The sequence below is a fragment of the Bdellovibrio reynosensis genome (genome assembly GCF_022814725.1).
Classification (GTDB): Bacteria; Bdellovibrionota; Bdellovibrionia; order Bdellovibrionales; family Bdellovibrionaceae; genus Bdellovibrio; species Bdellovibrio reynosensis.
In genome coordinates this window covers 3,124,138-3,137,979 of sequence record NZ_CP093442.1, presented here as the reverse complement: position 1 = coordinate 3,137,979, position 13,842 = coordinate 3,124,138, and the positions used below count along the sequence as shown (strand labels likewise).

13 protein-coding genes are annotated in these 13,842 nt (G+C 44.0%); 8 read left to right on the top strand and 5 right to left on the bottom strand.

Annotated features, from left to right (window positions below; all coding sequences use genetic code 11):
- Nucleotides 1-30: 30 nt before the first annotated feature.
- Entirely contained in the window at nucleotides 31-2,166 is a 2,136-nt protein-coding gene (locus MNR06_RS14750) for a hypothetical protein (RefSeq protein ID WP_243537165.1), read from the bottom strand.
- A 245-nt stretch (nucleotides 2,167-2,411) separates the two neighbouring features.
- Between MNR06_RS14750 and MNR06_RS14745 the strand changes: the two genes are divergently transcribed.
- From MNR06_RS14745 to MNR06_RS14735, 3 genes are all read left to right on the top strand, one after another.
- On the top strand, nucleotides 2,412-3,518 hold the full coding sequence (locus tag MNR06_RS14745) for a hybrid sensor histidine kinase/response regulator (protein ID WP_243537164.1): 1,107 nt from the start codon (nucleotides 2,412-2,414) through the stop codon (nucleotides 3,516-3,518).
- Between the two features lie 74 nt (nucleotides 3,519-3,592).
- Complete coding sequence (locus MNR06_RS14740) at nucleotides 3,593-4,885, top strand: type II and III secretion system protein family protein (RefSeq protein ID WP_243537162.1); 1,293 nt, start codon at nucleotides 3,593-3,595, stop codon at nucleotides 4,883-4,885.
- A gap of 1 nt (nucleotide 4,886) precedes the next feature.
- Nucleotides 4,887-5,999, top strand: a complete 1,113-nt coding sequence (locus tag MNR06_RS14735; RefSeq protein WP_243537161.1) for a CpaF family protein — start codon at nucleotides 4,887-4,889, stop codon at nucleotides 5,997-5,999.
- Here MNR06_RS14735 and MNR06_RS14730 read toward each other — a convergent pair.
- The 3 genes from MNR06_RS14730 to MNR06_RS14720 form a co-directional block, all read right to left on the bottom strand.
- Nucleotides 5,996-6,682, bottom strand: a complete 687-nt coding sequence (locus MNR06_RS14730) for a rhomboid family intramembrane serine protease (RefSeq protein ID WP_243537159.1) — start codon at nucleotides 6,680-6,682, stop codon at nucleotides 5,996-5,998. The two genes, MNR06_RS14735 and MNR06_RS14730, sit on opposite strands and share 4 nt — an antisense overlap.
- Nucleotides 6,683-6,736: 54 nt before the next feature.
- The gene (locus MNR06_RS14725; RefSeq protein WP_243537157.1) at nucleotides 6,737-7,171 is read right to left on the bottom strand and encodes a hypothetical protein; all 435 of its coding nucleotides are present in this window, start codon (nucleotides 7,169-7,171) and stop codon (nucleotides 6,737-6,739) included.
- 101 nt (nucleotides 7,172-7,272) lie between these two features.
- Nucleotides 7,273-8,043: a DUF1266 domain-containing protein gene (locus MNR06_RS14720; RefSeq protein ID WP_243537155.1), complete on the bottom strand. Its 771-nt coding sequence runs from the start codon at nucleotides 8,041-8,043 to the stop codon at nucleotides 7,273-7,275.
- Nucleotides 8,044-8,110: 67 nt separating this feature from the next.
- Between MNR06_RS14720 and MNR06_RS14715 the strand changes: the two genes are divergently transcribed.
- Nucleotides 8,111-8,770: a DUF4097 family beta strand repeat-containing protein gene (locus MNR06_RS14715; protein ID WP_243537153.1), complete on the top strand. Its 660-nt coding sequence runs from the start codon at nucleotides 8,111-8,113 to the stop codon at nucleotides 8,768-8,770.
- Here the strand turns inward: MNR06_RS14715 and aspS are convergent.
- Nucleotides 8,767-10,581: an aspartate--tRNA ligase gene (gene aspS, locus MNR06_RS14710; protein ID WP_243537151.1), complete on the bottom strand. Its 1,815-nt coding sequence runs from the start codon at nucleotides 10,579-10,581 to the stop codon at nucleotides 8,767-8,769. The genes MNR06_RS14715 and aspS overlap by 4 nt on opposite strands.
- 235 nt (nucleotides 10,582-10,816) lie before the next feature.
- On the opposite strand from aspS, the gene MNR06_RS14705 reads away from it, so the two are divergent.
- The 4 genes from MNR06_RS14705 (at nucleotide 10,817) to MNR06_RS14690 (ending at nucleotide 13,840) form a co-directional block, all read left to right on the top strand.
- Nucleotides 10,817-11,122 carry a polyhydroxyalkanoic acid system family protein gene (locus MNR06_RS14705; RefSeq protein ID WP_243537149.1) on the top strand — a complete coding sequence of 102 codons (306 nt, stop codon included), beginning with the start codon at nucleotides 10,817-10,819 and terminating at the stop codon, nucleotides 11,120-11,122.
- A gap of 68 nt (nucleotides 11,123-11,190) precedes the next feature.
- Nucleotides 11,191-12,294, top strand: a complete 1,104-nt coding sequence (locus MNR06_RS14700; protein WP_243537147.1) for a sigma-70 family RNA polymerase sigma factor — start codon at nucleotides 11,191-11,193, stop codon at nucleotides 12,292-12,294.
- Nucleotides 12,291-12,656, top strand: a complete 366-nt coding sequence (locus tag MNR06_RS14695) for a thioredoxin family protein (RefSeq protein ID WP_243537146.1) — start codon at nucleotides 12,291-12,293, stop codon at nucleotides 12,654-12,656. Before MNR06_RS14700 ends, MNR06_RS14695 begins: the two co-directional genes overlap by 4 nt.
- 197 nt (nucleotides 12,657-12,853) lie before the next feature.
- Nucleotides 12,854-13,840 (top strand): extracellular solute-binding protein, encoded by a 987-nt coding sequence (locus tag MNR06_RS14690; protein ID WP_243537144.1) that lies wholly within the window; start codon nucleotides 12,854-12,856, stop codon nucleotides 13,838-13,840.
- Nucleotides 13,841-13,842: the final 2 nt, after the last annotated feature.

The following is a 13,842-nucleotide window of genomic DNA, read 5'->3' as shown; positions in this document are numbered from 1 at the left end:
GCCTTAGGAAATTTAACTAAATTGTTTTTATTAGCGAGGTGAAGTCGCTGGAGTCGTAGTATTGATTGTACCTGAACCAGAACCTGGAAGCGGAGTAATAACTCCTGTGCCAGTGCCCGTTCCGATACCAACGGATCCGCCAATACCGATTGTTCCACCGATAAAGCCGCCGCCACCTAATGAACCGCCAAGATAGTTTCCGCCACCACCATATTGAACTTGTTGGATTCTATACATCAAACCATAAAGTTCTTGTTGCAAGCTTTGGACAACTTGTTGTCTTTGCATTTGTTGTTGCATGTAAGACTGTTGCTGTTGGATGTATTGGTTATAGGCTTGCATCTGCATTTGCATCATTTGTTGGTACATTTGACCGCCCATAGCAGCCATACCCATACCACCCATCATCGGCATTCCCATGCCGCCCATTGCAGCCATACCCATTCCGCCCATCATTGGCATTCCCATGCCACCCATCATAGGCATTCCCATACCGCCCATCATCGGCATACCGCCACCGAGTGCGCCACCAATGGCTCCACCGATAGCTCCGCCCATAGGCATTCCCATGCCGCCCATCATTGGCATTCCCATTCCGCCCATCATCGGCATTCCCATGCCACCCATCATAGGCATTCCCATACCGCCACCGATCACGCCACCAAGTGCGCCACCCATTGGCATTCCCATTCCACCCATCATCGGCATTCCCATGCCGCCCATCATTGGCATTCCCATGCCACCCATCATAGGCATTCCCATACCGCCACCGATCACGCCACCAAGTGCGCCACCCATTGGCATTCCCATTCCGCCCATCATCGGCATACCCATGCCGCCCATCATTGGCATTCCCATGCCACCCATAGGCATTCCCATACCGCCCATCATCGGCATGCCCATAGCGCCACCGATTCCGATAGCTCCACCCATGGCCATACCCATGCCGCCGCCGAATGGTCCACCCATTCCCCACGGACCAGCTGCGCCCCAAGGACCCATACCAGGCATATACATTCCGCCACCAAGACCGCCACCCAGGCCGGCCATGCCATATGGGTTACCCCACATGCCACCACCGTTCATGCCACCGAATGGACCCATCATACCCATTGCGCCACCGTTCATACCTGCGCAACCGAAACCACCAGCGCCGATTCCGCCGCCCATAGCTCCGTAAATTCCCGCACCACCACCAAGAGCTTGAGAGATTCCCGTTGCGATGAACGGAAAGCCATAACCCCAAGCTGGGTACGGATTCGTCGGCCAACCAATGTTTGCATTGTATTCAGCCGTCATTTGATTTGTTTTATGACCCATGTAAGTCGCCGCAAGACCAAGTCCCACGTTTGCGATCACAGAACCCCAGTTTGTTTCTGGTTTTTCATAAGAATAACCAGAGCCTGAAGCCATACACTCGATACACACGCCACCTTCAGACATTTCACGCTGTCTTTCGCGCATTTCTGAAGCGTAGTCTTTTTTCGTATCACGAAGATCTTCTTTTGCAACTTTAATATTAGTTTCTAATTCAATGATTCTTTCTTGAAGTGCCTTTGCATCAGCAATACCGCGTTGAAATTCAGTGATACCTTTTGCACAGTTAGCTGCACCACCCACACTTCTTCTTGATGTGGTACCAGTTGAATTTTCTTTCATATAGTGAGTTACAGAACAAACGGAAGTGGAAACAGTCCCGGGCTTTCTACCACAAAGTGCCTTCCAAGCACTACTATCGAAAGCAGTAATTTCTACCATTTCCTTTGTACCAGCATTTTTGCCACCTTCAGAAGCAGATACTTGTGATTCTTCAGTGTCTGTGAACTTATAATCACTGCATGGAATGGTATTTTCGATATGATTAGTTACGAACGCAGCATGCTCGCTACTCAGCGTTTTCTCAATGTCACGCTTAGCGCGATCATTATCTCTCTCAAGCTTCCTTCTATCGGATTTCTTTTCACGCAGCTCAGTTTCCATTTCACGAATGTTTGCCTGGATCTCTTTCATTTCATCTAGATAACTAGAAGAGCCAGCTGCTGCTGAGTAACCATATGGGCAAGATTGCATACCGCCCCACATACCAGTTCCCCAGTTCGCCTGAGCATTCAATGCAAAGCTCGTCACCAACGTGGTAAGAGTTGCAATGCGCATCGAAAATTTCATACTCGATCTCCTGAAAAGGATAAAAAACACTATTATCGTTTCACTGATCGTCAGGAGATTACGCGGACTTGACTCATTTCTGGTCAAAACTGTGGAAAGAATGTGAAACTAGACTTAAGCCCCAGGACTATGATCCTGTAAACTAGCACTGTTCACAAAAATCCCCTCTGCCATCTTCCATGACTGCTTCAGGGCCCGTGCAAATTCCTTTGCACTGCACTTTTTCAAATCCTACACTACCATTTATGAGTAAGCACACAATTCTTTGCGTGGATGATGAAATAGACAACGTCGATGCACTCGAGCGACTATTTCGAAAAAAATATTCCGTACTAAAGGCCACTTCCGGAAAAGAAGCGCTAGAGGTTCTAGCCAAAAATCCAGGGCCTCTTGCTCTTATTATTACGGATCAACGAATGCCAGAAATGACGGGCGTAGAGTTTTTAGAGAAAACTGTTTCGTCTCATCCCGATACAGTTCGAATTTTACTAACTGGTTACACCGATCTTGAATCTGTAATCACAGCTGTAAATAAAGGACAGATATTTCGTTATCTGACGAAGCCCTGGGACCCGACGGACCTTAGCAACACCGTTGACCATGCAGTTGAAAGATTCGCCGTGGGCCAAGAACTAAAGGTTAAAAACCAAGAGCTAGCAAAAGCTTTAGATGAACTAAAAAGTCTGGATGTCGCTAAATCAAATTTTATGATTCTGATAAATCATGAGTTAAAAACACCACTGACTTCGATTTTAAGTTTTTCATCACTGCTGTCTGAATCAAACTTAGCAGACGATGACCGCTTAATGGTGAATCGAATCACCAAAAGTGCGGAACGATTGAAAAACCTTGTTGAAGATGTTTTGCTTATTGTGCGGGCTGAAACGAATCAATTAAAAATCGATCAACAGCAAGTGGCTTTCACTCAGTTTGATGAAGGACTTAGTAAAGACCTAACGGACATGCTAGCGAAAAAGCATCAAAAGCTTATTAGTAAGCTTGAACCATTGAACGTAAAAGCCGATGTGCGTTTGATCAAACAAGTGATGTCACGATTGATTCACAATGCCGCTAAGTTCGGAAATGAAAGCTCTGAGATCCACATTGAAAGTCTGCGCAACGGAAACAACCTGCGCTTTTTAGTTCATAATCGCGGGCCGCAACTTCCGACTTCGGTTATTGATAAAATAACGAAGCCCTTTTACATCGATGAAGATGTCATGCATCACTCGTCAGGAACAGGTCTTGGTCTGACAATTTGCCAATCCATTTTGAAATCCCATAATTCAAATCTGCAATTCAAAAATACAGATCAAGGGGTCATGGTATTTTTCGAATTACCTTTGGCATAGTGTCCGGCCTGCGGCGAAACCTTCAGGATTAAAAGATTTAAAACGGAACCTTGAACTTGCTTCATGACCTTTTCATGAAGAAGTTCTTTCTTATTTTTATTTTCCTTTACTCCCCGGCCTTCGCTCAAAAAACTTTGGTGTTAAGCTTAGGGGAATCTTACAAACTTCCTTTAAAAGGATCCTCATCGGTATGGATTCAAGATCGCGACATTCTGCAAGCCGACGGCGGTGCCGGAAATCTTTCCGTGAAAGGGAATAAAGAAGGCAAAACCACCGTCAAAGTAGGATCAGACATTTACTATGTCCATGTCGTTCATCCGGTAAAAAAAGCTTCGCTTAAAGAACTTCAAGACATGTTGGGTAATATCATTGGTCTTAATACAGAAATTTCTGAAGGGGATCTTTTAGTCCGTGGCCAGCTTTATCGATTAAAAGATTGGATAAAACTGTCTCAGTTTGCCGAAGATAGAAACCTGGGTTTTCAGATGCGTGCGCGCATGTCAGCAGAACTGCAAAACGAAGTGCAAAATCATTTTCAAGAACTTTTAAGTACAGCCAAACTGCCGCCACAAACATTGATTTTTGAACCTCAGCTTGAAGTTCGCATCAGTGCTGCTGACTTGTTGGTTAAGAAATATCAAAAGCTTTTATCGCCTTACGGGATTGCTATCATTAAAGATGAATCAAGCCTGCAAGTTGAACCCACCGTCAAAGTTCAAATCACTGTGGCAGAAATCCGCCGGGATCTTAGCGTCAAGTACGGTCTTAAATGGCCACAAAGCTATACGGCCACTATTCTTTCTGATGGGTCTAAGGAAGTATCAGACTTGCCGTTCAGTCTAAACGCTTTAGAAAATCAAGGTCAGGCAAAAATTTTAGCTAGTCCCAATATTTTATGTCGCAGTGGCAAAGAAGCTGAGTTTCTTGCTGGCGGCGAATTTCCAATCAAAATTCTGAACTTTAAAGCTCAAGACGTTGTTTGGAAGCGTTACGGAATTTTATTAAGAGTAAAACCAAAAGCAGATGCCGCTGGCAGAATCAGTCTTTCCATTGAAACTGAAGTCAGTACTTTGGATAAATCCATGCAGGTTGATGACATCCCGGGAATTCTTACCAACCGAGTTTCTAGTCACTTTGACTTAACTAAACCGCAGACGATTGCCTTATCAGGACTTATTAAAAGCGAAGATGGTAAAGCTTCTGAAGGCTTGCCACTTTTATCTCGCCTTCCCATTATCGGCGCGTTGTTTTCAAGTAAGGACTTTCGCGAAAATCGCACTGAATTAGTTATCTTTGTACGACCTACTATTTTAGGCGAACAAGAACAAACGATGCCGCAGGCAGAACATCTTCGACAAGGGACATAATATGAATCAAACAGCGGCCGAACTTTATTCATTGATTCAAGAAGATATTCAAAAAATCCCCTATAATGAATTTTTGCTGACCCCTGATGAACAGAACAATTTACGTTCGCAAAAAGTTGATCACATCTTTCGCCAGCGCACAGCCGACACAGACCCCGTCAGCCAAAAAAGAATTTTAGCAGAGTATTACTCTTGGGGCCCCCTAGAAGATTTAATTGATGATGAAAGCATTACCGAAATCATCATCAATGGACCTGGTTCTATTTGGTTAGAAAAGCAGGGGCGCTTGCAACCCCACGGCGATTTCTTCTTTTCAGACCTTAGTTATCGAAATTTTATCGAGCGCCTTTGTCAGCATGCCCAGGTGCATATTACCAAGGAACACCCTAGTGCAGATGGGAACTTTAAAAACTTTCGCCTGAGCCTTATTGGTGAAGATCTAACCCATTGCGATGTCCACCTTTCACTTCGTCGTCATCCTAAGAATCCATGGAACTTTGAAAAACTGAATGCCAAAGGTTGGTGCAGTTCTTCATCCGTTGATTTTTTTAAAAGCCTTATTGAAAATCGTAAGAACTTTTTAGTAATTGGCCCTACGGGCGCCGGTAAAACTTCAGTGCTGAATTCATTTTTAAAGCTCTTGCCCGAAAATGAACGGGCTGTGGTTTTAGAAGACACTTCTGAAATAGTTTTGCCTAATTCGGCCAGTATGAAACTTTTAACCCGCGACGATCCCCACGGGATTTTACCTAATATCGATCAAAATCATTTAGTTAAAAAAGCTCTTCGCCTTCGCCCCGATAGAATCATTATGGGTGAAATCAGAGGCGCTGAAGCCAAAGACTTTTTAATGGCCATGGCCACAGGTCATGCCGGAAGTTTCGGGACCTTACATGCGCAAGACGCAGGGCAAGCCTTGATTAGGCTAGAAATGCTAATTCAAATGGGCGCCCCGCAATGGAGTTTAACGGCTATTCGCCGACTCATTCAGCTTTCCATTGATTATATTATAGTGACGGGAAAGCTACCTTCCGGGGAAAGAACTTTCAAAGGGGCTTATCGTTTGTGCTCTTTAGAAGAACATGGATTTTTGCTTGAGCCTGAAGAGCTCTAGTGAGTTCTAGTTTCTTCTTCGGGCTCAATGACCAATTCTGTACGAACCGCTGCTTTGAATTTCGCCGCATTTAATCGGTGATAAATGATTGCACTTACAATACCTAGAAAAAAGCCGATGAAGTGCGCCTTATAACTTATCTGCGGATCAAAGGCTGTGGATGGAAAAAACACGGCAAGGGCAACACCGATACTGCGCAAGGCTCTTTGCAAGACAGTACGCTGAATATCTAATAAAAGATACAGCACCAGCCACATGCCGCCCATCCAATAAACGACTCCAGAAATTCCGATCAACTTCATATCCGGGGCATAGGTCGCAACCGTCAGCGCATTAGTCAGACCACCCAGCAGAATCGCCAGAAACGGAAAAACAAAAAGGCCAAAATAGCCTGAAAGAAAATATCCGAAAATAAAAAATAACAGAGAGTTTGAAGCTAAATGCGCAAGATCCGCATGAGCAAATAAAGATGTCCACAGTCGCCAAAGCTGACCATTATAAAAAACCTCTTGCTTGGAGGATGTCATCCATTGGGATGCGAAAAAATAATTTTGCCAAAAAAGAATACTGCAGATGATTAAAAAGATAACAGACCACGTGGCGATAAACCACGCACGAGGATGGGGCTTACGAGTGAGCCAAGTGGCACGAATCACAGAATAAGACCGGCCTATGGGTTCCATGAAGCCTCCCGTTTAGAAGGTGTATTCGAAACGGGAGCTGTCAAGACGGGTGCCTTATTTATTTTCTTTGGCGTCTGCCACAACTGGAGCTAATGCAGCTTGTGGACGCATTTCTGGTTCAACGACGAAAAGGCTTTCGTTATCGGTCGTTTTACCTAAAGCTTCCTCAGACTTCGTCTGATCGCCTTCTCTAGCTACTGATTTTGGATTGTTGAAAAATTTAGAATTCAAATCTTGAATCACCTTCAACTTCTTAGCCTCAGCAGGGTTTGTATATGCTGCTGCTGGTTCTTGTTGAGGTTGATCAAGGGCTACGCCTGCAGCTCTCATCTCTTCAAGTTTTTTACTAAGGATCACACGATCCCCTAAAGAGTTTTTGCCCATCGGTCTTCCCAAAGCAGGAGCACCGGGACGCGCTGGTTGCGAATTTGAAGTGTCAGCCGTTCTTGTACGGGCACTTGCTGGAATAATTCCGCTGATTTTATCCATACCACACCTCCGTGTGTGTTTTTAGAAAGCCATCCTGGCTATCTACACAGATGTATCGGAATTAGACGTCACAACTTGAGACAGAATGTGGAAATCAGGAGCTAGGTCCAGGTAAAGAACTGCCAAGGGCTTGCAGGGTGGCCTAAAAGACGTTCGCAGATGCCCTTAACTTCAGGATCATCCCCGCCCGACCAGAAAGTTCGACCGATTAAAAAGCTTTGGGAAAATTCCATCCACGAATTGAAACTAGTTTCCGTGATCGGAGCGAGTTTTAAAATCTCGGCCCAAGCTTCGTTGTCGGTAAGATAGCCAGCAACAAATGAAAGGCGAACTAGCTGAATGTAACGAGCAGCATCCCAGGCAAGAATCCCCGCCTCTTTAAGATATTTGTGTGTTCGTTGCACCCACTGCCCGAGTTTTAAAAAATCCTCGTCGCTCATCTGCATATCTTGTTGGTCTTCTAGATCGAAGGAAAAGATTTGTTTGAATCGCTCCATGGACATCGCATCGATGTTCCCCTCGCTTGGCAGTGAGGAACGAAGCACATTGAACTTCGTGCGATGGCCTTGGGTGCGGATATCTTCTAAATTCTTTAAAGCAGATGTTTTATCCATCACCTTCCAGAATTCTTCTAAGATGCCGATGCAATCAATTTTAATCTCGGGCCCATAGTTCATATCTAAGCGGAAAAAGTATTCCCCTATTTCATTTATGATCTGTTCGCGAATATCTGGGGCCAGTTCATTGCCCTCGACAAGATCAGACCCGACAACTTGAAACACTTCATCAAGGACTTGGTTTTCCTCGATAAAAATGGCACCCATGCACATCATTTTTTGTTCTAATGTAGTTTCAGGTAAAATTCGCTGCATGGATGAACACCTCTTTACCTTATTCAATTACGTTTCACTTTAATTTTCAATGTGTTAAATATAAAGCATGTTGAAGAAGCTGTTGCTAGCACTGGCTGCTCTTTTCTTAGTTTTAGCAGGATCACTTATTTTGATCATGGGATATGTATTTAATAATCCCGATTCAGTCTTTAACGCCTTTAACACCGTTACGCAAAAGTTCCTGCAGGGACAAGCCTATGAAGAAAATGGCGAATTCTTTTTGCAAGGAATGGATGAAATTATCATTTCTTCTCGCAGCACAGACGTGCAAATCAAAACCTATGCAGGCAGTACTTTAAAACTCAGCCTGAAAGGGAAAGTTCCCCGCTTTGAAAATGGTCCCTTCATTTTGCAGACTCCAGAAAAAAATCTTTTGCATGTAGAACTGCGCGAGCCATTAGCAAGCCAGTGGATTCAGATCACTGTGAACGGAGAAGAACACACGCAGGAATCGGATGCTCAACTTGTGGCAGAAGTTTTCATTCCTGAGTCATTCAAGAAGAAAATCACTGTGGAATCACGCAACGGACATCTTCATTTGCAACTGCCAGAAGAAGTTCTTTATGAGCTGGATCTGCAATCCATATCAGGAAAAATTACTAACAACTTAAAACAAAAACCCACTTCTGATTTAGTTCCTCAAGAAGTGGGTCAAATAAAATTGCAAACTGCGGAAGGCTCTATTTTGGTAGAGCCCCAAGATTAAGATTTCTTCAAATCTTCAATGTGCTTTTCAGCTAGCGGACTTAGGCGCACACCCACTTCAGCCAATTGATCACGACTTACTTCACTTGGACAATCTGCCATAAGATCAGTCGCTTTAGCCGTTTTCGGGAAGGCGATAACTTCACGAATCGCATCGGTTTCACAAAGAAGCATAACCAAGCGGTCCATACCCCAAGCGATACCACCGTGCGGAGGTGTTCCGTATTTCAAAGCATCCAGGAAGAAGCCGAACTTGTGTTGAGTTTCTTCATCGCTCATACCCAATAAGCGGAACATCGCTTGTTGGATTTCGTTACGATAAATACGGATACTTCCGCCACCCATTTCGTAACCGTTACAAACAAGGTCGTAAGCTTTTGCCAACATTTTACCGTAGGCTGCTTCGTTGTTGCTTAATAGGTCTTGAGCGAATTCATCTTTTGGAGATGTGAACGGATGGTGACGAGCCACCCAGCGCTTTTCATCTGGAGAGTACTCTAGCAATGGGAAGTCTACGACCCACAGGAATTTGTATTTGCTTGAATCGATCAAGTTCAGTTCGCGACCGAAGTGCAAACGTAAAGTTGATAAAGCCGCACAAGCTGTGTCGTAGTCATCAGCGATGATCAAAGCCATGTCGCCAGCTTGGGCGCCTGTTGCTTTAAAGATTTCTGCTAATTTTTCTGGAGTGAAGAATTTAGAAGCGACTGAAGTTAATGAACCATCCGCTTCAGACTTAATCCACACCATGCCTTTAGCGCCAGCGCGTTTTGCCATGTCAGTCAGTTTATCCAACTGACCACGTGAAGAACTGCCGCCTTTAGGAATAGCAATACCACGCACGATTCCGCCACGGGCAAGAACGTCGTCAAAAACTTTAAAACCAGAACCCGTCACTACATCTTTAAGGTCATGGATTTCTAAACCGAAACGAGTGTCAGGTTTATCAATACCATAACGGTCCATGGCTTCTTGATAAGTCATGCGAGGAATTTCGCCAACATCAATGCCTTTGATTTCCTTCCAGATCGTACGCAGAAGTTTTTCATTCATCGCCATGATGTCTTCTTGATCGATGAAAGACATTTCCATATCGATCTGAGAGAATTCAGGCTGACGGTCCGCACGCAAGTCTTCGTCACGGAAGCAACGAGCGATTTGGAAATAACGATCGTAACCAGAAATCATCAACAACTGTTTTAAAGTTTGTGGAGATTGTGGAAGAGCGTAGAAGTGACCAGGATTCACACGTGAAGGAACTAGATAGTCACGAGCACCTTCAGGAGTCGATTTATACAAGATCGGCGTTTCAACTTCGATGAAACCATTTTCAGATAGGAAACGACGAACCAGTTGCGCTACTTTATGACGAGTCATCAAGTGATGAGTCAATCTTGGTGAACGAAGATCCAAGTACCGATGTTTCAAACGCAATACTTCATTCACGTTTTCATCATCGCCACGGAATGGCGGTACTGCGGATTCATTTAAGATCTCGCAGCGAACGGCTTCGATTTCTATTTCGCCTGTTTTAATTTTTGCGTTCTTCATTCCGTCTGGACGAGCACGAACCACACCTTCTACGGCAATGACGAATTCGCCACGTAGATTTTTTGCAGCGGCTGTTTCAGTCTTATTTGGATCCAAAACAACTTGAACGATGCCTTCACGATCTCTTAGATCAATAAATACAAGGCTTCCGTGGTCGCGACGCACGTCGACCCAACCCATGATGACGACCTTTTGGCCGACTTGGCTTTGCCCAAGATTTCCGCAATAATGTGTTCTTTTTAGTTCTTTAACAAACTTCATAAATCTACCTTGTTCGTGAACGACAGATTTACATAATGTGCCAACACAGTCAAAAGCCATATTTTTATATCCCCCATAACTCGTCTGTATACGTCGGTATTCACTTCCATTTTGGAACCACAAAGATTTATAATTTTATGATGGAAACTGTCGTCTTAAATAACTGCCATTAAAGCGCGTTTAGGGACGAAGTCAGAAACCACTAAAGGCCACGAAGGCTAAATGAAGGTAAACAATGCCGAAATTTACTATCGATCACCAAACCTCAAGCAATGTTGACGAAGCCTATCAAAAAATTAAGGAATTCTTGGAAAAGGATCAGGACATTCGACGCTTTGACCCAAAACTTCAGTGCTCCTTTGATGATGGCTCTAAGAGCGCAAATTTAAAGGGCTCACAATTTAAAGCGGATATGGCGGTCTCTGCTGCTGGTGCGGGAAGCAAAGTTTCTGTCACAGTGGATCTTCCGTTGATGTTGACCCCCTTCAAAGGTAAGGTCCAAGAGACTTTGCAAAGGAAACTCGCTAAGTACTTGTCGTAGTCATACCTATCGTAGTTGACCAGTAACTTAATCAAGGATTACTCCGGCGAAGTCGGAGTGTAGACCAGATGGCAAAAACTAAAGCTAAAGAGTCTTCTGAAAAATCAAAAGGCGTCGCTAAAAAAACGACGCCTAAGAAAAAAGCCACGTCTGAAAATAAATCAGCTACTATAGAAACCAAAAAAGTCGTCGCAGAGATCGTTGATCCCAACGAAACCCAGGACGATTTGCATCCTTCGATCGAAACCGAAAAAGCCTATGCGGTCCCTCAAGATTCTGAATTCACTGCAGATGAGACCCTAGAAGACAGCAAGAACCTTCTTCCGCAAGAAGCTACAAAAGCCATCACCTCTGCCGATCCGCTGGTGATGTACCTTAATGAAATTCGCCGTTATAAAGTCCTTTCCCGTGAAGAGGAAATGGCCATTGCTAAAAAATATTTTGAATCCAAAGACCCTGCTGCTGCAGAAGCTTTAGTAAAAGCAAATCTTCGCTTCGTAGTTAAAGTCGCAGCGGAGTATTCTAAATTTGGCGCAAAGATGATTGATCTTATTCAAGAGGGCAACGTCGGCTTAATGCACGCCGTGCGCGAGTTTAATCCTTATAAAGGTGCTCGTCTGATCACTTACGCTGTTTGGTGGATTAAAGGTTATATTCAAGAATATCTGATGCGCCAATACTCTATGGTAAGAATTGGTACGACCCAAAATCAGCGTAAGCTTTTCTATCAACTGCAAAGAGAAAAAGAAGCTTTGGATGCGATGGGGATTGAACCGAATGCCGCTCTTATTAGTAGCCGCTTGGGAATTCCTGAAGACGAAGTTCGCGACATGGCAATGCGTATGTCTGGCAGAGACGTCAGCTTGGATCGCCCTTTAGATGATGGCTCTGGGGCTAGCCTAGGCGATCTTCAGCGCAACACTTCAGATCAACCTTTGGATGAAGCCTTAGCTCGCGAAGAGCAACTGGATATTTTGCGTAAGAAGATTGAAGAAATTCGGCCTGATTTATCAGAGCGTGAAAAAATCATTCTTGATGAAAGAATCCTGAATGATGATCCATTAACTTTACAAGAGATTGGCGAAAAATACGGCATCACCCGCGAAGCCGTTCGTCAGATGGAAGCTCGCTTGATGAAGAAAATCAAAGCCAAGATGGATGAGGACGTATGAGCCATCCCATCTTCGCTGATCTAGAAATGGAACAGCTTCGCCCCGACACTTTCGACAGTAAATTAGAACAACATGCAAACGAGTTGGTGGGAGTTTTCTTCTGGGGACACGACTGCCCTAACTGTGAAGTCGCTAAGAAAATGATTCACCAGGATTCCTCGGATGTGAAGTCGTTGGGACTTAAGTGGTTTCATGTAAACACCTATGAAGATTTCGATCTTGCGACTCGATTTGGCTTACACGGAATTCCTACTTTCATCTTTTTTTATCAGGGAAAACGCTTAGGAAAGATCTCTCCTTTTCCAGGAATGACTCCATTTATGACGGCACTTCGCGAGTTGCGGGCGAAGTACCCTGGGTAAATTTTGCCATCATTAACTGCCAAGTAATTAATGCTCGGGACCCCTAAGTTATTAATTTAAATGCGGTATTTTAGATTTATTGGGTTCTCAATAAGCTTTCATCTTCATTGCTTTCTCATTTAAAAAAAGAAGCGCCGTAAGTCTTGTGGTCCCGAGTAAATTTAGTTATCTCCTGGCCCATCAAAAAAGGAGATCTCATGAAAAAGCTCGTTGTAGCATTGCTTGTGTCTGTATCTGCTGTTGCTAACGCAGAAACTTTGACAATTCTTACTGACCGTCCAGCGGTTCGTCTTCAACCTCTTGTTGAACAATTCAAAAAAGAAAAAGGCGTAGACGTTATCGTAGTTGAAAAAGCTTACGCTGACATGGAAACTCAATTGGTTGCTGAAGGTACAGCTCCAACTGCAGACCTTATCTACATCAAAGACTTAGTTCTTTTAGACAAAGCTGTTAAAAAAGATCTTTTCCAACCATTGACTAACGCTTCTGTAAAAGCTCGCGTTCTTCCTGCAATGAAAGATCACAATGACAACTGGGTTGCTGTATCATACAGAGCTCGTACTCTTGTTTACGATGCTTCTCGCGTAGACGTTTCGGATATCAAATCTTACGAAGACTTGGCTGATTCTAAATTTGCTGGTCGTATCTGCTTGAGAACTTCAGGTGGTACTTACAACGTAGCATTGATTGCTAACCTAGTTGTTAACAAAGGTGAAACGGCTGCTAAAGACATCTTTGCTGGCATCCTTTCTAACCTAGCAACTGACGTTTTCAAAAACGACACTTTGATGATGCAAGCTATCGCGACTGGCGTATGCGACATCGGTATTGCGAATACATACTATTTGGGCCAAGCAGTAGCTGCGAACCCTAACTTCCCAGTAAAACCTCTTTTTGTGAACCAAGATTCAACAGGTGTACACACTAACGGTACTGGCGTAGGCGTTGTAAAACACTCTCAAAAAGCTGCTCTAGCTCAGGAATTCATCGCTTTGATGTTGACTGACTCTGCGCAACTTCACCTATCTAGCCAACACATGGAATATCCTGCGGCTGTAGGTTTGACTGCAAACACTCTTATTGCTAACTGGGGTACTTTCAAAGTTGACGCTGCTAACTGGTCAATCGTTGGGGAGCAAGTTCCTGCTGCTGAACGCATCATCAAGGAACTTGATTACAAATAATC